The organism is Pseudomonas guariconensis (genome assembly GCF_024127895.1).
In the GTDB taxonomy this organism is placed as follows: Bacteria; Pseudomonadota; Gammaproteobacteria; order Pseudomonadales; family Pseudomonadaceae; genus Aquipseudomonas; species Aquipseudomonas guariconensis_B.
In genome coordinates this window covers 72,900-94,980 of record NZ_JAMYBK010000016.1, presented here as the reverse complement: position 1 = coordinate 94,980, position 22,081 = coordinate 72,900, and the positions used below count along the sequence as shown (strand labels likewise).

At 62.1% G+C, this 22,081-nt stretch carries 21 protein-coding genes and 1 pseudogene; 16 read left to right on the top strand and 6 right to left on the bottom strand.

All coding sequences use genetic code 11. The features are described from left to right. The first annotated feature begins 22 nt into the window (after positions 1 to 22). Entirely contained in the window at positions 23 to 811 is a 789-nt protein-coding gene (locus tag NJF35_RS16820; RefSeq protein WP_253081484.1) for a hypothetical protein, read from the top strand. A gap of 142 nt (positions 812 to 953) precedes the next feature. Here the strand turns inward: NJF35_RS16820 and prmB are convergent, their stop codons facing one another. Next, positions 954 to 1,862 (bottom strand): 50S ribosomal protein L3 N(5)-glutamine methyltransferase, encoded by a 909-nt coding sequence (gene prmB / locus NJF35_RS16815; RefSeq protein ID WP_253091302.1) that lies wholly within the window; start codon positions 1,860 to 1,862, stop codon positions 954 to 956. A 179-nt stretch (positions 1,863 to 2,041) separates the two neighbouring features. Between prmB and NJF35_RS16810 the strand changes: the two genes are divergently transcribed. From NJF35_RS16810 to NJF35_RS16790, 5 genes are all read left to right on the top strand, one after another. After that, positions 2,042 to 2,632, top strand: coding sequence for a cysteine hydrolase family protein (locus NJF35_RS16810; protein ID WP_225787135.1), 591 nt, complete (start codon positions 2,042 to 2,044; stop codon positions 2,630 to 2,632). A 91-nt stretch (positions 2,633 to 2,723) separates the two neighbouring features. Beyond that, complete coding sequence (locus NJF35_RS16805) at positions 2,724 to 3,044, top strand: hypothetical protein (protein ID WP_225787136.1); 321 nt, start codon at positions 2,724 to 2,726, stop codon at positions 3,042 to 3,044. Positions 3,045 to 3,162: 118 nt separating this feature from the next. Beyond that, positions 3,163 to 3,723 (top strand): Smr/MutS family protein, encoded by a 561-nt coding sequence (locus tag NJF35_RS16800; protein WP_253091301.1) that lies wholly within the window; start codon positions 3,163 to 3,165, stop codon positions 3,721 to 3,723. A gap of 69 nt (positions 3,724 to 3,792) precedes the next feature. Continuing rightward, the gene (gene folE, locus NJF35_RS16795; protein ID WP_225787138.1) at positions 3,793 to 4,338 is read left to right on the top strand and encodes a GTP cyclohydrolase I FolE; all 546 of its coding nucleotides are present in this window, start codon (positions 3,793 to 3,795) and stop codon (positions 4,336 to 4,338) included. Positions 4,339 to 4,401: 63 nt separating this feature from the next. Then, complete coding sequence (locus NJF35_RS16790) at positions 4,402 to 4,776, top strand: glutaredoxin family protein (protein ID WP_253091300.1); 375 nt, start codon at positions 4,402 to 4,404, stop codon at positions 4,774 to 4,776. Between the two features lie 196 nt (positions 4,777 to 4,972). Here the strand turns inward: NJF35_RS16790 and NJF35_RS16785 are convergent, their stop codons facing one another. After that, a complete protein-coding gene (locus tag NJF35_RS16785; RefSeq protein ID WP_225787140.1) occupies positions 4,973 to 5,575 on the bottom strand; it encodes a glutathione S-transferase family protein in 603 nt (200 codons plus the stop codon). A 145-nt stretch (positions 5,576 to 5,720) separates the two neighbouring features. On the opposite strand from NJF35_RS16785, the gene NJF35_RS16780 reads away from it, so the two are divergent. Further along, on the top strand, positions 5,721 to 6,911 hold the full coding sequence (locus NJF35_RS16780; RefSeq protein WP_225787141.1) for a benzoate/H(+) symporter BenE family transporter: 1,191 nt from the start codon (positions 5,721 to 5,723) through the stop codon (positions 6,909 to 6,911). Between the two features lie 208 nt (positions 6,912 to 7,119). Here NJF35_RS16780 and NJF35_RS24915 read toward each other — a convergent pair whose 3' ends face one another. From NJF35_RS24915 to NJF35_RS16770, 3 genes and pseudogenes are all read right to left on the bottom strand, one after another. Then, positions 7,120 to 7,824 (bottom strand): methyl-accepting chemotaxis protein, encoded by a 705-nt coding sequence (locus NJF35_RS24915; protein ID WP_410900303.1) that lies wholly within the window; start codon positions 7,822 to 7,824, stop codon positions 7,120 to 7,122. Between the two features lie 204 nt (positions 7,825 to 8,028). Next, positions 8,029 to 8,205: pseudogene (locus tag NJF35_RS24910) on the bottom strand (HAMP domain-containing protein); the annotation flags it as partial. Positions 8,206 to 9,202: 997 nt separating this feature from the next. Beyond that, entirely contained in the window at positions 9,203 to 10,600 is a 1,398-nt protein-coding gene (locus tag NJF35_RS16770) for a PLP-dependent aminotransferase family protein (RefSeq protein WP_253091298.1), read from the bottom strand. 157 nt (positions 10,601 to 10,757) lie between these two features. Between NJF35_RS16770 and NJF35_RS16765 the strand changes: the two genes are divergently transcribed. After that, positions 10,758 to 11,930 carry an MFS transporter gene (locus NJF35_RS16765; RefSeq protein ID WP_225787144.1) on the top strand — a complete coding sequence of 391 codons (1,173 nt, stop codon included), beginning with the start codon at positions 10,758 to 10,760 and terminating at the stop codon, positions 11,928 to 11,930. 93 nt (positions 11,931 to 12,023) lie between these two features. Next, the gene (locus tag NJF35_RS16760) at positions 12,024 to 12,869 is read left to right on the top strand and encodes a lipopolysaccharide kinase InaA family protein (RefSeq protein ID WP_253081478.1); all 846 of its coding nucleotides are present in this window, start codon (positions 12,024 to 12,026) and stop codon (positions 12,867 to 12,869) included. 5 nt (positions 12,870 to 12,874) lie between these two features. Here the strand turns inward: NJF35_RS16760 and NJF35_RS16755 are convergent, their stop codons facing one another. Beyond that, positions 12,875 to 13,636, bottom strand: coding sequence for an SDR family oxidoreductase (locus NJF35_RS16755; protein ID WP_253091297.1), 762 nt, complete (start codon positions 13,634 to 13,636; stop codon positions 12,875 to 12,877). Positions 13,637 to 13,883: 247 nt separating this feature from the next. Between NJF35_RS16755 and NJF35_RS16750 the strand changes: the two genes are divergently transcribed. The 7 genes from NJF35_RS16750 to NJF35_RS16720 all read left to right on the top strand — a co-directional run bounded on the left by NJF35_RS16750 (position 13,884) and on the right by NJF35_RS16720 (position 22,073). Further along, complete coding sequence (locus NJF35_RS16750; protein ID WP_253091296.1) at positions 13,884 to 14,885, top strand: NADP-dependent oxidoreductase; 1,002 nt, start codon at positions 13,884 to 13,886, stop codon at positions 14,883 to 14,885. Between the two features lie 500 nt (positions 14,886 to 15,385). Beyond that, entirely contained in the window at positions 15,386 to 16,177 is a 792-nt protein-coding gene (locus NJF35_RS16745) for an ABC transporter permease (RefSeq protein ID WP_253091295.1), read from the top strand. Positions 16,178 to 16,190: 13 nt separating this feature from the next. Next, complete coding sequence (locus NJF35_RS16740) at positions 16,191 to 16,844, top strand: ABC transporter ATP-binding protein (protein WP_225790932.1); 654 nt, start codon at positions 16,191 to 16,193, stop codon at positions 16,842 to 16,844. A 52-nt stretch (positions 16,845 to 16,896) separates the two neighbouring features. After that, positions 16,897 to 18,003: an ABC transporter permease gene (locus NJF35_RS16735; RefSeq protein ID WP_253091294.1), complete on the top strand. Its 1,107-nt coding sequence runs from the start codon at positions 16,897 to 16,899 to the stop codon at positions 18,001 to 18,003. Then, a complete protein-coding gene (locus tag NJF35_RS16730) occupies positions 17,996 to 19,087 on the top strand; it encodes a polysaccharide biosynthesis/export family protein (RefSeq protein WP_253091293.1) in 1,092 nt (363 codons plus the stop codon). Before NJF35_RS16735 ends, NJF35_RS16730 begins: the two co-directional genes overlap by 8 nt. A gap of 30 nt (positions 19,088 to 19,117) precedes the next feature. Further along, positions 19,118 to 20,548 carry a mannose-1-phosphate guanylyltransferase/mannose-6-phosphate isomerase gene (locus NJF35_RS16725; RefSeq protein WP_253091292.1) on the top strand — a complete coding sequence of 477 codons (1,431 nt, stop codon included), beginning with the start codon at positions 19,118 to 19,120 and terminating at the stop codon, positions 20,546 to 20,548. Between the two features lie 82 nt (positions 20,549 to 20,630). Then, positions 20,631 to 22,073, top strand: coding sequence for a hypothetical protein (locus NJF35_RS16720; RefSeq protein ID WP_253091291.1), 1,443 nt, complete (start codon positions 20,631 to 20,633; stop codon positions 22,071 to 22,073). Positions 22,074 to 22,081 lie beyond the last annotated feature (8 nt).

The following is a 22,081-nucleotide window of genomic DNA, read 5'->3' as shown; positions in this document are numbered from 1 at the left end:
CGTGCATTCGAGGACCCCCCTGATGACCGATGCCCCCGCCGCCGTTGAGGCGGACGAAGACTCACAAGCCCCGCAAAGCGCTCCGCTGCCCTGGGAAGACCTTGCCGTCGAGCACTTCCAGCTGTTGCGCCTGGCGCCCCTGCCCACCGACCGCAACAGCGGCGCCCGCCCCCTGCGCTTCGTGCAGTTCGGCCATGCCGAGCGGCACAGCAAGACGCATAGCCTGCTGCGCATGGAGATCCGCCTGCCTGGGCAGAAGGTGCGCAAGGAGCAGAACCACCTGGATATCCGCGTCGACCATGAGCAGCGCCAGGTGCGCATCGGTGGCGACGGCGGCCTGCAGCTCGAGCCGCTCAACCGTGGCCTTGGCCGTTTCCTGCTAGGCCAGGCCGCGCAGTGGTTACAGGGCAAGTGGTCGCACTACCAGATCGAAGGCATGAGCCTGCCGAGCAAGGACGCCCTCAACGAGGACTCCCGCCTGCGCCGCGACCATGTGCTGCGCAGTGTCGGCCTGGAGGTGGAGTACACCGACGGGCAACTGCTCAAGGGCCGCACCGTGGAAACCCCGGTGGGCCAGCTCAAGGGCGGCTGGAACGGCGAGAAGGTGCAGCGCGTCGACATTCTCGAGGCGGCGGGGATGCTGCAGCAGGCCGAGCAGAACCTGCAGGAGAAGGAAGCGCAACTGCGCGAGCGCGATGAGCGTGTGGCCAAGTACCGTCGCGAGGACAGCGGTTTGCGCTTCACCATCACCTGCCTGGTGGCGTTCGCGGTGTTCCAGGCGGGGTTGTTGATCTGGATCGCTACGCGCTGAGATCGAGCGGGGCCGCCTCGCGGCCCATCGCTGGCAAGCCAGCTCCCACAGGTCCGAGTCGATCACAGGTGATTCGCTTTGCAGGGTAACTTGTGGGAGCTGGCTTGCCAGCGATGGGCTGCAAAGCAGCCCCCTGCCCCGATCAGGCCCGCGCCTGGAACAGCTCCTGATGCTGCCGGCACTGCTCGGCCGTGAGCATGAACACCCCATGCCCGCCGCGCTCGAACTCCAGCCAGGTGAAGTCTACCTCTGGATACAGCGCCTCCACATGCACCTGGCTGTTGCCCACCTCGACGATCAGCAGGCCCTTCTCGGTCAGGTGGTCGGCCGCCTCGGCGAGCATGCGCCGTACCAGGTCCAGGCCATCGTTGCCACAGGCCAGGCCCAACTCGGGCTCATGGTGGTATTCGGCCGGCATGTCGGCGAAATCCTCGGCATCGACATAGGGGGGGTTGGACAGGATCAGGTCGAAACGCTGCCCCGGCAACCCGGCGAAACCATCGCCCTGCACGGTGTAGACACGCGCCTCCAGGCCATGCCGCTCGATGTTCTGGTTGGCCACCTCCAGGGCATCGTAGGACAGGTCGGCCAGCACCACCTCGGCTTCGGTAAACACGTCGGCGGCGACGATGCCGATGCACCCAGAGCCAGTGCACAGGTCGAGGATCCGCGCAGGCTCAGCCGCCAGCCAGGGTTCGAAACGTTTCTCGATCAGCTCGCCGATCGGTGAACGGGGCACCAGCACGCGCTCGTCGACCAGGAACGACATGCCGCAGAACCAGGCCTCGCCCAGCAGGTAGGCGGTCGGCACCCGATCCTCGATACGGCGCTTGAGCAGGTGCTGCAGGCGCACCCGCTCGTCATCCTCGAGCTGGCAGTCCAGGTAGCTGTCGGCCACTTCCCAGGGCAGGTGCACGGCACCCAGCACCAGCAGGCGGGCCTCGTCCCAGGCGTTGTCGGCACCGTGGCCGAAGAACAGCTCGTGCTCATGGAAGCGGCTGACCGCCCAGCGGATATGGTCGCGCAGGGTGCGCAGGCGGGATGTGATCACGGGGGACTCCTTTTCAGACAGGACAAAAGTCTAACAGCCCACCCGCGCAAATGTTCCCCCGGGTTCGCCATTTGCCGGCCAGAGGCCAGTAACCATGCCGCCTGCGATGTCAACCATTCACATTGGCGACGAGGCAAGGGAGAATAGGGGCACAAAAGCCCTATCCAAAGGAGCCCTTGATGTCTGTTCCAACCACGATGTTCCGCCTCAGCGGCCGCGACTACCCGCCGGCCAAGCTGGGCCAAGCCAGCCTGATCATCATCGATGCGCAGAAGGAGTACCTGAGCGGTCCCCTGGCGCTGTCGGGCATGGACGAGGCCGTGGCCAACATCGCCCGGTTGCTCGACGCCGCGCGCAGCGCCGGTCGTCCGATCATCCACGTCCGCCACCTGGGCACCGTCGGCGGCCTGTTCGACCCCCAGGGCAGCCGCGGTGAATTCATTCCCGGCCTGGAGCCGCACGAAGGTGAGATCATCATCGAAAAACGCATGCCCAACGCCTTCAAGAACACCAAGCTGCACGAGACGCTGCAGGAGCTGGGCCACCTGGACCTGATCGTCTGCGGCTTCATGAGCCATTCCAGCGTCAGCACCACCGTGCGCCGGGCCAAGGACTATGGCTACCGCTGCACCCTGGTCGAGGATGCCTCCACCACCCGCGACCTGGCGTTCAAGGACACGGTCATCCCGGCCGCGCAGATCCACCAGTGCGAAATGGCCGTGATGGCCGACAACTTCGCCTGCGTCGCCCCGACCGCCAGCCTGATCTGACCGCGACGACCGCCCGGCGGCCGGGCGGAACCTGCCGGCCGGCTTCAGGTCGAATTCTGGATCAGCGACGCAAGATCCCGAGGAAACCGTAATGAAGCTCCGCGACAGTCTCGATGCCAAGCGCCTGCGCCCGCGCGAACCGCGCAACTGGGGTGCACGCCTGGCTGCCGGCCTGTCCGCCCTGCTGGCCACGCTGGGTGTGCTCCTGGCCATGGCCGGCATCGCCGGCCTGCTGGGCAACTACGAAGCCCTGGCTGAACTCAATGCCAACCGGCCGCTGGCCGTCACCCTGGCCGTGGTCGGGTTGCTTCTGCTGTATGTCGGCGTGCGCTTCTGGCGACGCAGCCGCATTCGCCTGCGCCGCAGCCGAGAACTGAACCTGGCGCCGCATCTGATGAAGAAACACGACTGAGGTTCCAGGGCCGCTTCGCGCCTCAATGCGGTGACACCGAAGCCACCCGCGAATAGGCCGCCACAGGCTGTACGCCCGCCCACAGTCGCGTAAACTACGCCGCCCACGTGGAGGCATCATGCAAGACGACGATTTTTCCCTGTTCCACTCCGAGATGCGCGGCGTGAAACCGATCAAGCACGACCGTGCCGATGTCGGCAAGCCCAAGCCCGACCGCAAGCAGATGGCCAGCCTGCGCCAGGCCGCGACGCTGCGCAGCGACCAGCCGCTGGTGGTCGATGGCCTGTCCGACCAGTTCGTCATCGACGTCGGTGCCGAAGACGAACTGATGTGGCGCCGCGACGGCGTGCAGGAAAGCCAGATCCGCAAGCTCAAGCTCGGCCAGATCCCCTTCGAGGGCAGCCTCGACCTGCACGGTATGACCGTGGAAAAGGCCCGCGAGACCCTCTGGGACTTCATCGCCGAAGCCACCCGGCTGGAAGTGCGCTGCGTGCGCGTCACCCACGGCAAGGCCGCGCGCCTGGACGGCAAGCGGCCGATGATCAAGAGCCACGTCAACACCTGGCTGCGCCAGCACCCGCAAGTGCTCGGCTTCACCTCCTGCCAGGCCCGCCATGGCGGCACCGGCGCCGTGTACGTGATGCTCAAGCGCACCATGCTCGAAGGCCGCGACGAGTGACGCCGCGCTTGCAGCGCCGCCCTCGCCGCCGTACCCTTCGCCTTTGCGATTATTCCCACAGGTAGATCCATGTCCCTGGAACAGAACTACACCGAGATCCTCAGCCAGCTCGGCGAGGACGTCTCCCGTGAGGGCCTGCTCGACACGCCCAAGCGGGCCGCAAAGGCCATGAAGTACCTTTGCCGCGGTTATGAGCAAACCCTGGAAGAAGTCACCAACGGCGCGCTGTTCAGCTCCGACAACAGCGAGATGGTGCTGGTCCGGGACATCGAGCTCTATTCGATGTGCGAACACCACATGCTGCCATTCATCGGCAAGGCCCACGTCGCCTACCTGCCCAAGGGCAAGGTCCTGGGCCTGTCGAAGGTGGCGCGGATCGTCGACATGTTCGCCCGCCGCCTGCAGATCCAGGAGAACCTCAGCCGCCAGATCGCCGAGGCCGTGGAGCAGGTCACCGGCGCCGCCGGCGTGGCGGTGGTCATCGAGGCCAAGCACATGTGCATGATGATGCGCGGTGTCGAGAAGCAGAACTCGACCATGATCACCTCGGTGATGCTCGGCGAGTTCCGCGAGAACGCCGCCACCCGCAGCGAGTTCCTCAGCCTGATCAAGTGATCGGCCTGTGACCCCGGGCCGACCCTTCGCGGGTCGGCTTTTTCTTTTGCCCAGGAGTTGCCCATGATCGTCAAAGCCCTGCGGGTCGGCCTCGGCCAGCTCATCGTGTTCGGCGACTGGATCAGCCGCCCGGCCAAGCGCAAGCGCGACGCGGCGGCCCAGGCGCGTGTCGAGCAGCAGGCCAAGGGCCTGGCGCTGTACCAGTTCCATGCCTGCCCATTCTGCGTCAAGACCCGCCGCGCCCTGCACCGCCTCAACGTGCCGGTGACCCTGCGCGACGCGAAGAACGACCCGCTGCATCGCCAGGCCCTGCTCGAAGGCGGCGGTCGGGTGAAAGTGCCGTGCCTGCGGATCGAGGAAGACGACGGCAAGGTGACCTGGATGTATGAATCCAACGACATCATCGCCTACCTGGACAAGCGGTTCTCGGCGATCTGAGACTGGCTTTTCGGTCGCCTGCTGCGGCCTCGATCCCGTCAGGCACGCAGTGCCTTGTCATCTTGGGGCTGCCTTGCAGCCCATCGCCGGCAAGCCGGCTCCCACAGGGTTCTGCGCCTGGCACATCATTTGTGAGCACCGCTGATCCGTGTGGGAGCCGGCTTGCCGGCGATGGGGCGCGAAGCGGCCCTGCCCCTCACTCCCCCATCGGCACATGCCGCGGATGGCTCGCCACCCGCGCCAGCCAGGCCTTCACCGCCGGATATGGCCCCAGGTCGAAGCCCCCCTGATGCGCCACATGGGTATAGGCATACAGCGCCACGTCGGCGATCGAATACTGCTCACCCACCAGATAGGGCGTCATCTGCAACTGCTTCTCCATCACCTTGAGCGCCTTGTAGCCGCCCTTGTGCAGACCTTTGTACTCCTCCAGCCGCTCCTGCGGCAGCCCCAGGTAGAACTGGATGAAACGCGCCACGGCAATGTACGGCTCGTGGCTGTACTGCTCGAAGAACTGCCACTGCAGCACCTGGGTACGCAGGCGCGGCTCGCTCGGCAGGAAGGCACTGCCATCGGCCAGGAAGTTGAGAATGGCGTTGGATTCCCACAGGCAGGTGCCGTCCTCCAGTTGCAGCACCGGCACCTTGCCGTTGGGGTTCATGGCCAGGAACTCGGGCGTCTCGGTCTGGCCCTTGAGAATGTCCACCGCCTGCCATTCATACGGACGGTCGAGCAGATGGAGCATCAGCTTGACCTTGTAGCAGTTGCCCGACAGGTAATCCCCGTAGACCTTGTACATCACCCCTCCCCCTCGCATGCAGTTGCCGGTTCGAGCCCAATGGTTGGCGACTGTACGGTTAAAAGCAATGGTCGCTGTATCGCAAGGATCGAGCCTTGGCAGGGTAGTCTGAAAAAAACGCTTACATAGTTACAAGGACTTTCCCATGACCGATGCCACCTCCGCGCGCCTGCGCCCCCTGGCAGACAGTTCCCCGTCGGCGGTGGTCGCCGGCTTCATCGCCATGCTCACCGGCTACACCAGCTCGCTGGTGCTGATGTTCCAGGCGGGCCAGGCGGCCGGCTTGACCAGCGCGCAGATTTCCTCGTGGATCTGGGCCCTGTCGATCGGCATGGCGGTGTGCAGCATCGGCCTGTCGCTGCGCTACCGCACGCCGGTCACCGTGGCCTGGTCGACGCCCGGCGCCGCACTGCTGATCACCAGCCTCGGCGGGGTCAGCTATGGCGAAGCCATCGGCGCCTACATCACCTGCGCCGTACTGGTGCTGATCTGCGGCCTGACCGGCAGCTTCGAGCGCCTGGTCAGGCGCATCCCCGCGTCGCTGGCCTCGGCGCTGCTGGCTGGGATCCTGTTCAAGATCGGCAGCGAGATCTTCGTCGCGGCCCAGCACCGCACCGTGCTGGTGCTGGGCATGTTCTTCAGCTACCTGCTGGTCAAGCGCCTGTCGCCGCGCTATTGCGTGCTCGCCGCGCTGCTGGTGGGCACCGCCCTGTCCGGCGCCCTCGGGCTGCTGGACTTCAGCGATTTCCACCTGGAAGTGGCCAGGCCGGTGTGGACCACGCCGAGCTTCTCCCTGGCGGCGACCATCAGCATCGGCATCCCGCTGTTCGTGGTGGCCATGACCTCGCAGAACATGCCCGGCGTCGCGGTGCTGCGTGCCGATGGCTACCAGGTGCCGGCTTCGCCGCTGATCTCGGCCACTGGCCTGGCCTCGCTGTTGCTGGCGCCGTTCGGCTCGCACGGGGTGAACCTGGCGGCGATCAGCGCGGCGATCTGCACCGGGCCGCATGCCCATGAAGACCCAGGCAAGCGGTATACCGCGGCGGTGTGGTGCGGGATCTTCTATGGCATCGCCGGGGTGTTCGGCGCCACCCTGGCGGCGCTGTTCGCCGCCTTGCCCAAGGAGCTGGTGCTGTCGATCGCTGCGCTGGCGCTGTTCGGCTCGATCATGAACGGGCTGAGCGTGGCCATGGGCGAGGCCCGCGAGCGTGAGGCGGCGTTGATCACCTTCATGGTCACGGCATCGGGGTTCACGTTGTTTTCGATCGGGTCGGCGTTCTGGGGGATCGTGGCGGGGGTGTTGACCTTGCTGATCCTGAGCCCGCGCAGGGCTTGATCGATGGGGCTGGCTCCGCACTATTTCGAAGCCAGCGGGAAACCTTGGGGCCGCTTCGCGCCCCATCGCCGGCAAGCCGGCTTCCCACAGAGCCCGAGGTGCTCACGTATCATGCGTCATGCAGAGAACTTGTGGGAGCCGGCTTGCCGGCGATGGGCTGCAAAGCAGCCCCAGCATTGGCCAGCCCCAACCAGCCAACGCAGGCAACTCACAACCGGAAATGCCCCACCATCCCCTTCAGCTCATCTCCCAACTGCGCCAGCGCCACGCTCGACCGGGCATTGCCCTGCATGGCCAACGCCGCCTGATCGGCACTGCCGCGAATCTGCGTGACGCTGCGGCTGATCTCTTCGGCCACCGAACTCTGCTGCTCGGCCGCTGCGGCGATCTGCTGGTTCATCTGCTGGATCAACGAAACCGCCGCGGCAATGCTGCCCAGGGCGCTCTCGGTATGCAGCACATCGGCCACCGCCAGGCGCACCAGCTCGGTGCTGCCACGGATCTGCGCCACCGACTGCTGAGCATTGCCGCGCAGGCTGGCGACCAGGCGCTCGATTTCCTCGGTGGACTGCCGGGTACGCCGGGCCAAGGCGCGCACTTCATCGGCCACCACCGCGAAACCACGCCCCTGCTCACCGGCCCGGGCCGCTTCGATGGCCGCATTGAGCGCCAGCAGGTTGGTCTGCTCGGCCACGCTCTTGATCACGTCGAGCACATCGCCAATGGTGTGGATCTCGGCGCTGAGGCTGTCGATCCCGGCACTCGCGGTTTCCGCCGCCGCCGCCAACTGCTCGATACGCTGCATGCTCTGGCGTACCACCTGCTGGCCGGAGCCGACCTTGTCGTCGGCACTCTGCGCAGCCTGGGCGGCCTCTTCGGCATTGCGCGCCACATCGTGCACGGTGGCGGTCATCTGTTGCATGGCGGTGGCCACCTGCTCGGTCTCCTCCTTCTGGCTGCCCACCTCACGGTTGGTCTGCTCGGTCACCGCCGACAGCGCCTGGGCACTGCCGGCCAGTTGCTCGATGCCATGCTGCAGGCCACTGACGATGCCCGACAACCCCGCTGCCATCTGCTGCATGGCCTGCATCAGTTGGCCCACCTCGTCACGGCGCGCCACCTCACCGTCGATGGCCAGGTCACCGGCGGCAATGCGCCGGGCGCGGTCGATCACCCGCTTGAGCGGCCCGACCACCGCCCGGGTGATCAACCAGGCCGCCAATACCCCCACCAGCAAGGCCAGCGCCGTGGCCAGGACGATGGCCAGGGTGTTGCGGCCCAGCTCGCCCTGCATGGCCTGCTCCTGGGTGGCGTAGGCCTGGTCGACCCGTGCCGTGACCTGCCCGGCGCGCGCCTGCAACTGCGCCTTGAGGCCCTGCTCCTTGGCCAACAGGTCGGTGTATTCGTTGAGCTTGTCGGAAAAACTGGCGATATGCCCGGCCACTTCGCCGAGCACGCTCTGGTAGCCGGCATCGCTGACCGCCGCCTTGAGCTGGTCGACCAGGGTCGCGGCCTCGACGGTCTGGGCGATGCGCCCCTCGTTGACCGCCTCCTCGCCCTTGCGCCCTTGCTCCAGGCGCACCCGCGCCTCGTCCATGGCCTGCAGCATCAGGCGCGAGACCTGGGCCACCTGCGCGGCCTGCTCGAGAAACTCGCCCCCCTCCTGGCCCTGGGACTGCTGCAAGGTATAGGTGCCATCGTCGGCCAGGCCCGCTTGCAGCACATCGAGGTTGTTGGCCACGCTGGACACCGACCAACTGGCCATGTCCAGCGCCAGCTCCTTGCCCTGCACCGCCTCGACGAAGGCCTCGAAAGCCTGGCCATAGGCTTGCAGGTCCGCTTGCGCCGCCGCCAGCGCCGGCACGCCGCGGGCGCGCTCGAGCAGGCCCTGCAGGCCGCTGCGCAGGGCGTCGGCCTCCTTGATGTCCGAGCGCAGGGCGAAGGCCTGTTCGTGCTGGCGCAGCCTGAGCAGGTCGGTGTTGAACTGGCTCATCTGGCGCAACCCGTCGAAACGCTGGCCCACTCCCTGCAGCGCCACGACGCCGATGGCCGCCACCGCCAGGGTCAGCAACAGCACCAGGGCGAAACCCAGGCCCAGCTTGCGGGCCATGCCCAGGTTGGCCAGAACACCGTGCTTGGTCGCCCGCATCACCGATTCCCCCTGCCAGTCGCATGTATGCCGATGGGGGCTGCAGAGCAGCCCTTTTTCAGGCCAAGAATGGCAACAGGCGCGCCCTGCTCACAAGGCCCAGCCGCCACAATGATGTCAAATAGCTATGCCTGTGTCGTTTTCAGCAGGCTGAAGGTCGCCCTGCATGCCGGAAGAACGCCTGGGCACGCACATCCTGCCCATAGGCGACATTGATGCGCAGCCAGTCGCTCGACGCCCCCTGGTGATCGAAGGCGCTGCCCGGCGTCAGCAGCACGGCGTTGTCCAGGGCGATCCGCTCCAGGCGGGCATAGTCGAGGCTAGGTGCACGCGCCCAGACGAACATGCCCCCATAGGGCTCGCAGAACACCTCCCAGCCGTAGGCCTCCAGTTGCCCAAGCAGCTTGGCCATGTGCTGCCCCAGGCGTAGCCGCAGGCGCTGCATGCTCTTGCGGTAGCTGCCATTGGCGAGCATCTGCCCCACCACCTGCTCGGCGAAGCGCGAGGTACCGATGCCGGTGACCATCTTCAGCTCCGCCAGGCGCGCGACCAGCGCCGGGTCGGCCACCAGGTAGCCGACCCGCAGGGCGCTGCTCAGGGTCTTGGAGAAGCTGGCCATGTAGATCACCCGTTGCTCGCTGTCGAGGGTCGCCAGGCGTGTTGCCGGGCCGTCCTGGAAGTCGGCGTAGATATCGTCCTCGACGATCCTCAGGTCATGCTCCCGGGCCAGTTCCAGCAGGCGATAGGCGACCTTGGGCGTGAGGCTGGTGCCAGTCGGGTTGTGGTAGAGGCTGTTGACGAACAGGCAGCGCGGGCGGTGCTCGGCCAGCAGGCGCTGCAGTGCGTTCAGGTCCGGCCCGCTGGGGGTGCGCGGTACCGGCAGCATGCGCACCTGGTGCTGGCGCAGCAGGTTGAACAGGTTGTAGTAGCCGGGGCTTTCCACCAGTACCGCATCGCCCGGACGCAACAGGGTGCGCACCAGCAGGTCGAGGGCATGGCTGGCCCCCTGGGTGGTGAGGATGCGCTCCGTACCGGCGGGGATGTCCAGGCGCGCCAGGCGCTTGTGCAGTTGCAGGCGCAGGCTGGCCAGGCCCAGAGGTGGGCAGTAGTCGAACAGCGCTTCGGGGTGGCTACGGCTGACCTGGCGAATGGCCTGGGCCAGCTCGTCGCCGGCCCGCCAGGCGCTGGGGAGCCAGCCACAGCCCAGCTTGAGCAGTTCGTCATGGCCCTCGCGAAACTGCCGCCAACTGCCATCCACCGCCTCGCCCCAGGCTTGTGCCTGATCCTGCTCCAGGCCCGGCTTGCGCTCGGCGACGAAGAACCCCGTGCCATGGCGCGCCTCCAGCCAGCCGCTGGCGACCAGCCGGTCGTAGGCCTCGATCACGCAGGACGGGCTGACGGCCAGGTTGCGCGCCAGGGTGCGGATCGACGGCAAGCGGGTGCCGGGGCGCAGGCGTTGCCGGGTGATCCAGGCTTGCAGCTGGTCGGTCAGTTGTTGCACCAGGGGGGTGGCAGCGTGGCGGTCGAGGTGGATGTTCATCGTCAGGTGTTCGGTTGTTTTGACAGAACAGTTAATCACAAATGGGCTGGGAGTGTGCCTTGTTGGTCAAGGGGGCCAGGCCCACTGTTGTGCTCACGAGCCCAAGACGTTCGGTTGCCCTCCGGGGCCGCTTCGCGCCCTCAAGAAGGATTCCCCCATGCCCACCCGCTCCGCCCCGGCCCGCCTGGCCTTCGCCCTGTGCCTGATCACCCTGGCTGTGAACCTGCCCGCGCCCCTGTACATCGCCTATGCAGACCTTTCCGGCCGTGGCGCGGCGGCCACTGCGACGGCCTTCTCCAGCTATGTGCTGGGCGTACTGCCTGTGCTGATCGCCCTGGGTGGCCTGGCCGACCGCGTCGGGCGCCGGCCGTTGATCCTCGCCGCCCTGTGCCTGTCGATGATCGCCACCTCCCTGCTCCTGCTCGCCCCAGGGCTGGAAACCCTCGGCCTGGCGCGCCTGGTCCTGGGCCTGGGCACCGGGATGGCGACAGCCACCGCCACCGCCTACATGGGCGAACTGATGGCCGGCGGCGATATCGGCCGCGCCGCCAACTGGGTGACCGCCAGCACCTCCCTGGGCTTTGGCCTGGGTGCTGCACTGACCAGCCTGTGCCTGCTGGCCGGCCCCACCCTGGCACCGGCCAGCTTCCACCTGCAGTTGCTGCTCGCCACCGTCGCCCTGGTGTTGGTGTGGCGCCTGCCCGATCCACGCCCGGCCCAACGCAGCGCCATGCTGCGCCTGCCCTGCTACCCGGCCGGCAGCCTTGCCTACGGTTTTGCCATCCTCCTGGCCTGGGCCTGCGTCGGCCTGGTCATTGCCCTGTTGCCAGGCATCCTGCGCCAGCACGCGCTCAGTGCCTGGTCGGGCTTCTCCACCTTCTGCGTGATCAGTTGCGGCCTGTTGTTCCAGCCCATGGCCCGTCGCCTGCCCAATGCCCACGCCACCCTGCTGGGCCTGGCGATCCTGCCCTGCAGCTATGCCGTGCTGGCCTGGGGCGCCGCCGGCGGGCACCTGGCCGCGGTGCTGCTGGGCGCGGTGGCTGCCAGCAGCGCCTGCTACGGCTTCATCTACCTCGGAGGGCTGGCTGCGGTGAACCAATTGGCCAGCAGCGAAAAAACCCGCGCCAGCGCCGGATTCTTCCTGCTGGCCTACCTCGGATTCAGCCTGCCGGTGATCGTGACCGGGTGGTTGAACGACCGACTGGGACCACGCATGGCGCTGGTGGTATTCGGCGTGGCGCTGCTCATCGGCTGCCTGCTGGTCGCAAGCGCCCTGTTGCGGCGGATGCGTCAACAGCACTTGGAGGAACTCGCCGCTTCGCAAGTGTGAAAATACGTAAAAATCTGTAGGAAATTTATTAAATAACTGTAATATTTCAAGGAAATAACAATGTCACTTTGATATCACTAGGAATAAGGCAGCGTGGTCCGTAGCATTCATCTTCTCGCCGGCGAATACCCCTACACCCTGAAACACCGCCGCACCACGCTGCATTTCCAAGCCCCGCTTACCCCCCATACTCGTGCCGCCATCGAGCAACTGATCGAACAGCGCCCGGGCGCCAAGCGTGTCAGCGCACCGTTGGGCTGCGCCCAGAGCGCGCTGTTCACCAAGCGCGAACAGCTGGATTCGTTGAAGAAGAAATGGCGCGTGCAGCGGGGCACGCCCAAGCGCAGCGGCCTCTACGACTGGACTCTGGAAGAGCTGATCAATACCTGCGAAGCCTCCAGGCGCGGCGCACGGGTGCCCAACTTGGTCGGTTACGGCTACAGCCGCTCGAAGCTGGGCCTGGTGCAAGACCTGTTTCTCATCACCCAATTGCTGGAAGGCCATGTCGACGGGCTGACCTTGATCCGCCAGAACCCGGCGGCCCTCGACCGCGTGCTCGAGGCAGCCTTTGAATTGCTGCATGCGCTGCAGGCGCAAGGCATCACCCACATGGACCTCTGGGCCGCTAACGTGATGCTGCCGCTCGACGAACGCGCCCAGCCCATGGCCATCGACCTGGAGAACAGCTTCTGCAAACCGACGGACTTCCCCAACGAAACCCTGGGGTTCCAGCTCGGCTTCCTCTACTACCACGAAATCTACCGCTACATCACCGAAGCGGACTACGACGCCAAGGTGGAGCAGGCACTCGCCACGTATTTCCCCCAGGTCGAACGGGCCGCGTTCGACCGGGTGTACGCCATCGCCAAGCACCAGGACATCGGGCGCCTGGCGCGCCGCGATATCTTCCTCGCAGGCCACATCGAAAGCCGCTGGTAGACCATTCAGATCGCCAAGGCACCGCCATCGACGGTCAGCGCGTGGCCTGTGGTGAAGGCGGCGCCGTCGCTGCACAGGTAGAGCACCGCACTGGCGATCTCCTCGACCTTGCCGATACGCCCGACCGGGTGCATCGCTGCGGCGAACTCGGCCTTGCGCGGGTCGGCCTCATAGGCCCGGCGGAACATGTCGGTGTCGATCACCGCTGGGCATACCGCATTGACCCGGATGCCCTTCTTGGCATATTCGACGGCTGCCGACTTGGTCAGGCCGATCACCGCATGCTTGGAGGCGCTGTAGATGCTCATCTTCGGCGCCGCCGACAGCCCCGCCACCGAGGCGGTGTTGACGATCACCCCGCCGCCCTGCGCCAGCATCAGCGGGAGCTGGTATTTCATGCACAACCACACGCCCTTGACGTTGACGCCCATGATGGCGTCGAACTGTGCCTCGCTCCCCTCCGCCAACCGCCCCTGCTCGATCTCGATGCCGGCATTGTTGAAGGCATAGTCCAGGCGCCCGAAGGCCTCGATGGCCCGCTCATGCAGTTGGCGCACCTCGCCCTCGCAGGTCACGTCGCAGGCGACGAACAACGCCTGGCCACCCGCCTCGCGAATCAGCGCCACCGTCGCCTCGCCGCCCACCGCATCGCGGTCGGCCACCACCACCTTCAGGCCCTCGGCGGCGAACGCCAACGCCGTCGCCCGGCCAATGCCCGCCGCACCACCGGTGACCAGGGCGACCTGGCCGGAAAACCTCATGCTCATTGCTGGCTCCTTAAAGGATTCGTAGGGGTGGAGGGAGTCTAGACAGGAGCGGCGTACGCTGGGCAGCAGGATCAACCAGGTGGATCGGGGTGTATTTGCGGGGACTGTGGAACTTGATCCAAGGGCGAGGGCGGGCTATCTAATGGAGTCTGCCACCGTGAATTGCGTTGCCAGTGATGGCCTACTTCACACGCAAGCCGCCTGCAAATCGGCCGGCACTGCCTCCCCCAACCAAAGGGAACCCCCAATGCCCCAGACCAACCGCCGCTTCCTGCTCGCCAAACGTCCGGTCGGTGCCGTGCGCCGGGACGACTTCACCTATGAACAGGTCCCTACCACCGACCCTGCCGACGGCCAGGTGCTGGTGAAGAACCTGTACCTCTCCCTGGACCCGGCCATGCGCGGCTGGATGAACGAAGGCAAGTCCTACATTCAACCTGTCGCCCTCGGCGAGGTAATGCGCGCCCTGGGCGTGGGCGAAGTGATCGCCTCCCGGCACCCTGGCTTGGAGCCTGGCGATCACGTCAGCGGCCTGCTGGGCGTGCAGGACTACTACACCGGTGACGCCCAGGGCCTGCACAAGATCGACCCAAAGCTCGCCCCCCTGCCCCGCTACCTCTCCGCCCTGGGCATGACCGGCATGACCGCCTACTTCGCCCTGCTCGAGGTCGGCCAGCCCAAGGCCGGCGAAACCGTGGTCATCTCCGGCGCCGCCGGCGCGGTCGGCAGCATCGCCGGGCAGATCGCCAAGCTCAAGGGTTGCCGCGTGGTCGGCATCGCCGGTGGCCAGCAGAAATGCCAGTACCTCAAGGACGAACTGGGCTTCGATGGCGTCATCGACTACAAGGCCGAAGACGTGCTCGCCGGCCTCAAGCGTGAATGCCCCCAGGGGGTCGATGTGTACTTCGACAATGTCGGCGGCGATATCCTCGATGCCGTGCTCACCCGCCTGAACCTCAAGGCCCGCGTGGTCATCTGCGGGGCTATCAGCCAGTACAACAACAAAGAGGCGGTTAAGGGGCCGGCCAACTACCTGTCGTTACTGGTCAACCGTGCGCGCATGGAAGGGTTCGTGGTGTTCGACCATGCCAAGGAGTATGGGAAGGCTGCACGGGAGATCGCCGGTTGGTTGGCCAGCGGGCAGGTGAAGAGCAAGGAGGATGTGGTGGAGGGGTTGGAGACGTTTCCTGAGACGTTGCTCAGGTTGTTCAGTGGGGAGAATTTTGGGAAGTTGGTGTTGAAGGTGTGAATATCTCGTAGGGCCGGGCCTAGAGCAGTTTGCCCTGGCTAACCGGGGCTCTTGTCCCCCCACATGTCAGTCAAGTCAACCTCATCACGGGCAAACCCGTTCTCACATGCCCTGCAGATCACCACATTCGTGATCAGCATGGTTCCGTAGGAGCGGGCTGCGAAGAGCAGCCCCACATACTGAGGCTGGTTCCACACATGAAATTCTGACAGCCATCACTCACAAAAAATCCGACATACGATACTTGCAAAAATATAGCGATCTATGCATAGGGAGATTGTTAAAGGACACTAGTCACAAATCCTTCTAATCCAGTGGAACTTTCTGGCAGATCCATGTCCTAGCCTTGACGCTTATACCCTACTGAGCTTACTCTCGAGCGTCTTAGAACATGGAAGTCTCCGAGATCCTCCCTAGCCATACGCAAGTTGGAAGCGGGTCTTTCCTGAAGATGAACCCCGGCGTGCCTAGGCGCGCTGCTTTGCTTTGCGGTAAACATCTTGAAGCCTCGCTCCTCTTTCCAGATCCAAAAATCGGTCATTTTCGCCTTGGTCCTGCGTGAAGCCCGTGCCCGCTTCGGTGACCGTCGTATGGGGGCGGTCTGGATGCTGATCGAACCCATCTGCCACTTGTTGGTCTTCTCACTACTATTCGCCATGCTGCGCGGGCGCACCGTCTCAGGGGTCGAATACCCGGTATTCGTCCTGGTCGGCATGGCCCCCTTCCTGCTCTACCGCAACACCGCCCTGCGCCTAATGGACAGCTTGCGAGAAAACCGCTCGCTGTTCGGTTACAAACAGATCAAGCCCCTGGACACCTACGTCGCCCGCGTCATCGTGGAAACCTGCATCGCTGCCACGGTCTACGCCATCCTTGTGTTCGGCTTCGCCTGGTTCGGCTTCGACATGTCGGTGCACAGCCCACTGCAATGGGTCGCCAACCTGTTCCTCGGCCTGCTGTTCGCCTTTGGCTTGGGGATGCTTCTGGCCCTCATTACCCATGCTCTACCGAGCCTGAAAATCATCATCCGCATGGCTTTTTTCCCCCTGTATTTTGTCTCCGGCGTGCTCATCCCTGCAGCCTACCTGCCCCAAGCGATGATGCCCGTGCTGCTGCTCAACCCCTTCCTGCACATCCTCGAACTGATCCGCGCCGAGGTACTGCCCCACTACACCCCGGTCGATGGCGTGTCCGAAACCTATGTGATCGCCTTCACCTTGGCATTGCTGTTCCTCTCCCTCGGCGCCTATCGCGCCCGCAGGATGCACCTGATTTCCACCAAGAACGGTTAACTACAGGCCCCACGTGTTCGAGCTCAGAAACGTCACCAAGTCGTACCTCACGCCCAAGGGGCGGCGTTATGTCTTTCGCAACCTGTCGCTGGCCATTCCGCCCGGCAAGAACATCGGCCTGATCGGCCGCAATGGCGCCGGCAAGTCGACCCTGATGCGCCTGCTCGGCGGCGCCGATGTGCCTGACTCCGGCACCATCGTCACCGACCGCAGCATCTCCTGGCCGGTAGGCCTGACCGGTGGCTTCCAGGGCAGCATGACCGGTCGCGACAACATCAAGTTCGTCTGCCACATCTACGGCGCCACCGGCGACGCCATGCGCGAGAAGGTCCGCTACGTGCAGGAGTTCGCCGAGATCGGCGACTGGATAGACGAGCCGATCAAGACCTACTCCTCGGGCATGCGCTCGCGGGTGGCCTTCGGCCTGAGCATGGCGTTCGACTTCGACTACTACCTGATCGACGAAGTGATGTCGGTGGGCGATGCGCAGTTCAAGCGCAAGTGCGCCGCAGTGTTCAAGGAAAAACTGCAGAAATCCAATGTCGTGCTCGTTTCCCACTCCATGCCGGAGATCGAGAAGCTCTGCGACATCGTCCTGCTGGTGCGTGACGGCGGCATCCAGGTCTATGACGACGTCGCCGAAGGCATCAAGGCCTACAACAACTGATCACACCATTACCGCTTCGCAGCACCGTTCCACATCAAGGATGCATCACACTATGAGCAGTACGGGTAAACACAAGGGCTGGGGCCTGGCGATCGCCATGGTCGTCGTGCCAATGGTCCTTGCGGCCATCTACTACGGCATCTTCGCCATCGATCGTTATGTCAGCTCCGCCCAGGTGGTGGTCCGCCAGGATGGCACCAACCCGGCCGCCCAAGTGCCGGGGCTTGCGACCCTGTTGACCGGCACCAATCCGGCCTCGCGGGAAGAGACCCTCTACCTGCGCGAGTACATCACCTCGATGGACATGATGCTGCTGCTCGAAGACCGCGTGCACTGGATCGAGCAGTACGCTGACCAGAGCCGCGACATGTTCTTCTGGCTCGACAAGGACGCTCCACGCGAAGATCTGCTCGAGTACTACCAGCGCATGGTCTCGGCCCACTACGACGAAACCACTGGCCTGCTGCGCGTCGAAGTCCAGGCGTTCACGCCTGAGCTGTCCGAGCAGATGCTGCGCGTGATCCTCCAGGCCAGCGAGCACTTCGTGAACGAAGTCAGCCACAATATCGCCCGTGAGCAGATGAAGTTCGCCCAAGGCGAGCTGGAAACCGCACGCGTGAACTACTCCAAGCGCAAGACCCAGCTGCTGAACTTCCAGAACGAGAACAAGGTGCTCGACGGCGGCAATACTGCTCAGAGTCGCGCGACCATCATCGCCAACTTAGAAGGGCAGTACACCGCCGAACAAGCCGCGCTCACCGAGATGTCCTTCAAGCTACGCGCCGACGCCCCGCAGATCCGCCAGCAGAAGCAGAAGGTCGAAGCCATCACCCAGCAACTGGCCAAGGAAAAACGCCTGCTCGTCTCCTCGCCACAGGGCTCACAACTCAACGTGGTCGCCTCGCGCTATCAGCAACTGATGCTCGACGCCGGCATCGCCGAAGAAACCTACAAGACCGCCGTCGCTGCGCTGGACAACGCCCGCATCGAGGCCAGTAAGAAGATCCGCACGCTGGTCACCGTGGTCAGCCCCAATACCCCGCAACTCGCCCTGTACCCGGAGCGCTTGTACAACCTGGCAACCATCCTGCTTGGCCTGCTGATGGTGTACGGCATCACCCGCTTCATTCTGGCTTCGATCGAGGATCATCGTGATTAAATCCCTGGCTGTCTCCAAGACGTTCAACCTGAAATTGGCAGCATTGGCCCTGGCGACCTTGGGCCTAGCGGGCTGCGGTGGCACCTTGTCGGGCGCAGGCCCCTACAAGGGAGAAATCGAAAGCAAGAACGAGACGTACAACCTCGTCGACATCAACGCCAGCACCATCGGACCGTACATGGCCGGTGCCCCACGCCCTGCCCTGGCAAGCATCACCAAGCCGCTGTCGCCGGAAGTGCGCCTGGCGCCGGGCGATACGCTGAATGTGCTGATTGCAGATACCGCACCCGAAGGCTCTGCCCTGTTTGCCCCACTGGCGACTGGGGGCACCCAGTTGAAGTCGCGCATTGATGCTAATGGCATGCTGTCGCTGCCTTATGTAGGTCGCCAATTTGTTGCAGGCATGACGCTCAATGATGTCGAGAACATGATTCGGCGTCAGCTCAAAGGCATCACCACTGACGTCCAGACTCATGTCGAGCTGGTAGGCGACCTGTCAGGATCGGTGCTGGTTGCCGGCGCAGTAAAGAGCCCGGGTCGCTTCAGCACCCTGCAAGGTCCACTGACTCTGTTGGATGCCGTTAACCAAGCAGGGGGGCCGGTAATGGAGCCGCATCTGGTTAACGTGACTGTACGCAATGGTAGCCAAGTACAGCAGTTCAACTATGAGGACGTATTGGCGGGCAATAACATGGTGCTACGACCAAACTCGGAAGTAGTGCTGGACCGTGCGCGCCAGCGATTTGTAGCAATGGGCGCAGTGGGTGAGCCAGGCTTGAAGGATCTCCCAAGCCAGAATACTAGCCTGCTTGATGCTCTGGGTAGTGTGGGCGGGCTACGCGAGGCCAATGCCAACCCAGAAGGTGTATTCATATTCCGCATGGGGAGCGGCACGAATAATAAACCCACCGTCCTGCGTTTAAACATGCGTGATCCGGCAGCTGTATTCTACGCACGGCAGATCGCTATCAAGCCTGATGACACGATTTATGTAACCAACGCAGCTGTGTATGAATGGCAAAAAGTCATTTCGCCAATTGTGCAGACCATGTTGCTGGGGAGCACCACTGGTGCATACAAGTAATAATACATTGATCAACGATAGGGAAATTATATGATCCCCGTAATCCTCTCGGGTGGCTCAGGCTCTAGGCTCTGGCCACTATCACGTGCTCTTCACCCAAAGCAATTTTTGAACATCAATGCCGAGCAGTCGCTTTTTCAGACAACACTGACACGGCTGGAAAAAGTAGTTGAGGAATCCATTTCCCCGATTATCGTCAGCAATGAAGACCATCGTTTCTTGGTCGCTGAACAGTGCAGAGCACTGGGCGTTAAACCCAGCGCCATTCTCTTGGAGTCAATTGGACGAAACACAGCCCCTGCAATAGCAGCGGCTACATTGACAGCCCTTAGCTTAAAGAAAGACGAACTGCTGCTTGTTCTACCTGCTGACCATGACATCAGCGACCTAGCAACACTGAAAGAGGCCTTCCAACAAGGCGTTCCAGAAGCGGAGAGTGGCCGAATTGTTACTTTCGGCATTACTCCCGACAAGCCTGAAACAGGCTACGGTTATATACGAGTAGAAGAGAAGGGTACACACGCTCAGGCTGTAGCGGCTTTCGTTGAAAAACCTGACCTTGAAACAGCTCAGCAATACCTGAATGATGGGCGCTATTTCTGGAATAGCGGGATGTTCCTGTTCAAAGCGAGCACCATGCTTACCCAGCTTCAAAAATATGCTCCAGATGTATTAAATGCTGTGGATAGCGCTCTGAGCAGTGTTTCTACTGACCTAGACTTCCAGCGCTTGGATCCAACGGCATTTGCCAAAGCTCCCGATATCTCTATTGACTACGCTGTCATGGAAAAATCCGACATTGTTACTGTTGTTCCTCTCGATGCGGGCTGGAATGATATCGGATCGTGGTCTGCTGTGTGGGAGATCGCAGAAAAGGACGATCACGGCAATGCAAGCCGCGGGGATGTGATCTTGGAAGACACCGTGGACGCGTACGTTCATGCTGAACATAGACTGGTGTCCGTCCTCGGCCTGAAAGATGTGGTAGTTGTTGAAACTGCAGACGCAGTCATGGTGGCCGCCAAAGACAAAGCACAAGATGTAAAAAAGCTCGTTGATACGCTGAAAAAGAACTATCGTTCAGAGGCAACCTCCCACCGAAAAGTTTATCGACCGTGGGGGGCTTACGACTCCATCGATGCGAGCGAAAGATATCAAGTTAAACGTATCACTGTAGCACCTGGCCAAAAACTATCTGTTCAGATGCACCACCATAGGGCAGAGCACTGGATCGTGGTTACCGGCACAGCAAAAGTAACTATAGGTGGCGACGATCTCCTTCTGACAGAAAACCAGTCGACTTATATCCCCGTTGGCGTGGTTCATGCCCTTGAGAACCCAGGCAAGATCCCGTTGGAAATGATTGAAGTGCAATCAGGGTCTTATTTAGGAGAGGACGATATTGTACGGTTCTCCGATAGATATGGCCGCGTCACTCCGCTTGAGGCAACGGCCTCTTAGCCCTCCTAACAATGCCATCAAATGATGGCATTACGATCTGCGAGCTTCGCCGCGTAAGAAATTTTGCCCATTTAGAGTACTCATGAAAATACTTATTCAGTGTGGCGATCATTTAGAGAACCAAAACAGGATCATGACCCTGGCTGCAACCCTGAAGAACTTCGGGTGCGAGCCTATTGTTTTGTTGTATTCAAACAAAAAAGGTCGCTACTTCGAAAACGCAGGTATAAGAACCGTTGCCTTTGAAGATCATGTAACCGCCACCCCTGTTGATAGCGGCACAACGATTGAAAGCTCACTGGAAGATGGCATCACCTATAATGATGTCCTACAACCTGAGCAACGCCGCCGTCCAAAAGTTGGCTGGCCAGGTCAGCGCGCCCGATCAATCCGCGATATTCACCGACATTACAACGCACTTAACTCTATTATTGCCACGTGCAAGCCAGATAAGATTGTTGTATGGAATGGCTTTACTGGCTACATTGCCAACATACTTAGGCTTATAGCTGCAAATAGAAAAATCCCTAGCGCATTTCTTGAACGAGGCTTGCTGAAAAACTCGCTATTTATTGATCGTCTAGGTGTGAATGGTGCATCCTCTCTCAACGAAATAAACGGTGACTGGCTCGACAACCTGGCCATCTCAGATCTTGAAACCCAAAAAATCATCGAACTTTTCAAGATACCACCCGAGCAACCCGAGCAATCTGGCAACAGAAGAAATATTTTTTTCCCACTTCAGGTTCAGTTAGACACAAACATCATCATGTACAGTAAGTACAGATCGATGCGTGAGACTTTTTTTGAAATATATGAAGCTCTAAACAACAGTACGAGCAACTTTTTGGTGCGCCCACACCCTGAAGAGCTACCTGATACTCTACCCAACATCCCTCGCTTTGAGAATGTCAAGGTCTCTACCGATGAAACACTTGACTACTGGCTGGAATGGTCGGACTTAGTAGTGACCATCAACAGTACGGTTGGTTTGGAAGCACTGATCAAAGGGAAAAGAGTAATATCTCTTGGCGGGTCAATATATTCGTCTGCGGGCCTGACATCAAGCCTATCCAAAGAGCTCAACCTGAGCAACAGCCAAATACGTGCCAGGCTGATAAAGTACTTAGCCTACCTGACCAAGTCAAACTTACTACTCCCTGACAGTGAGGAAAACCATATCGCTGTCTCTAAGCAACTTGACATCCCTATCGAACAATATACGCCAACTAAAAAAAATCATTGCGAACCGATTCCATTTGCTGAGAAGGCTGTTATTGAAGTGGACCTTCCACTTAACACAACAGTCGACTTAACATATCGAAAAAACAAGGTAAAGATAGATCAGGCCTGGATCATATCGATTGCCCAGAAGCATATCGCAGCCAAAAGCTACTCGATAAGTCTTTGCGGTTCGGCTCCAGCATCCCCTACTGCTATAAAAATAATAAGCGAGGAAAAGACGGCTAAAGCGGATCCGCGATATAGCAAAACCATTGATATTTACGGGAATCTTGTACGGTAAGGAAGAGC

What these genes read in the sequence shown, in the direction of transcription:
- NJF35_RS16770 (WP_253091298.1), bottom strand. Translation starts at nt 10,600, where the DNA reads ATGAACATCCACCTCGACCGCCACGCTGCCACCCCCCTGGTGCAACAA.
- NJF35_RS16790 (WP_253091300.1), top strand. Translation starts at nt 4,402, where the DNA reads ATGATCGTCAAAGCCCTGCGGGTCGGCCTCGGCCAGCTCATCGTGTTC.
- NJF35_RS16800 (WP_253091301.1), top strand. Translation starts at nt 3,163, where the DNA reads ATGCAAGACGACGATTTTTCCCTGTTCCACTCCGAGATGCGCGGCGTG.
- NJF35_RS16780 (WP_225787141.1), top strand. Translation starts at nt 5,721, where the DNA reads ATGACCGATGCCACCTCCGCGCGCCTGCGCCCCCTGGCAGACAGTTCC.
- NJF35_RS16725 (WP_253091292.1), top strand. Translation starts at nt 19,118, where the DNA reads ATGATCCCCGTAATCCTCTCGGGTGGCTCAGGCTCTAGGCTCTGGCCA.
- NJF35_RS16820 (WP_253081484.1), top strand. Translation starts at nt 23, where the DNA reads ATGACCGATGCCCCCGCCGCCGTTGAGGCGGACGAAGACTCACAAGCC.
- NJF35_RS16755 (WP_253091297.1), bottom strand. Translation starts at nt 13,636, where the DNA reads ATGAGCATGAGGTTTTCCGGCCAGGTCGCCCTGGTCACCGGTGGTGCG.
- NJF35_RS16735 (WP_253091294.1), top strand. Translation starts at nt 16,897, where the DNA reads ATGAGCAGTACGGGTAAACACAAGGGCTGGGGCCTGGCGATCGCCATG.
- NJF35_RS16785 (WP_225787140.1), bottom strand. Translation starts at nt 5,575, where the DNA reads ATGTACAAGGTCTACGGGGATTACCTGTCGGGCAACTGCTACAAGGTC.
- folE (WP_225787138.1), top strand. Translation starts at nt 3,793, where the DNA reads ATGTCCCTGGAACAGAACTACACCGAGATCCTCAGCCAGCTCGGCGAG.
- NJF35_RS16720 (WP_253091291.1), top strand. Translation starts at nt 20,631, where the DNA reads ATGAAAATACTTATTCAGTGTGGCGATCATTTAGAGAACCAAAACAGG.
- NJF35_RS16805 (WP_225787136.1), top strand. Translation starts at nt 2,724, where the DNA reads ATGAAGCTCCGCGACAGTCTCGATGCCAAGCGCCTGCGCCCGCGCGAA.
- NJF35_RS24915 (WP_410900303.1), bottom strand. Translation starts at nt 7,824, where the DNA reads ATGACCGCCACCGTGCACGATGTGGCGCGCAATGCCGAAGAGGCCGCC.
- NJF35_RS16750 (WP_253091296.1), top strand. Translation starts at nt 13,884, where the DNA reads ATGCCCCAGACCAACCGCCGCTTCCTGCTCGCCAAACGTCCGGTCGGT.
- NJF35_RS16765 (WP_225787144.1), top strand. Translation starts at nt 10,758, where the DNA reads ATGCCCACCCGCTCCGCCCCGGCCCGCCTGGCCTTCGCCCTGTGCCTG.
- NJF35_RS16810 (WP_225787135.1), top strand. Translation starts at nt 2,042, where the DNA reads ATGTCTGTTCCAACCACGATGTTCCGCCTCAGCGGCCGCGACTACCCG.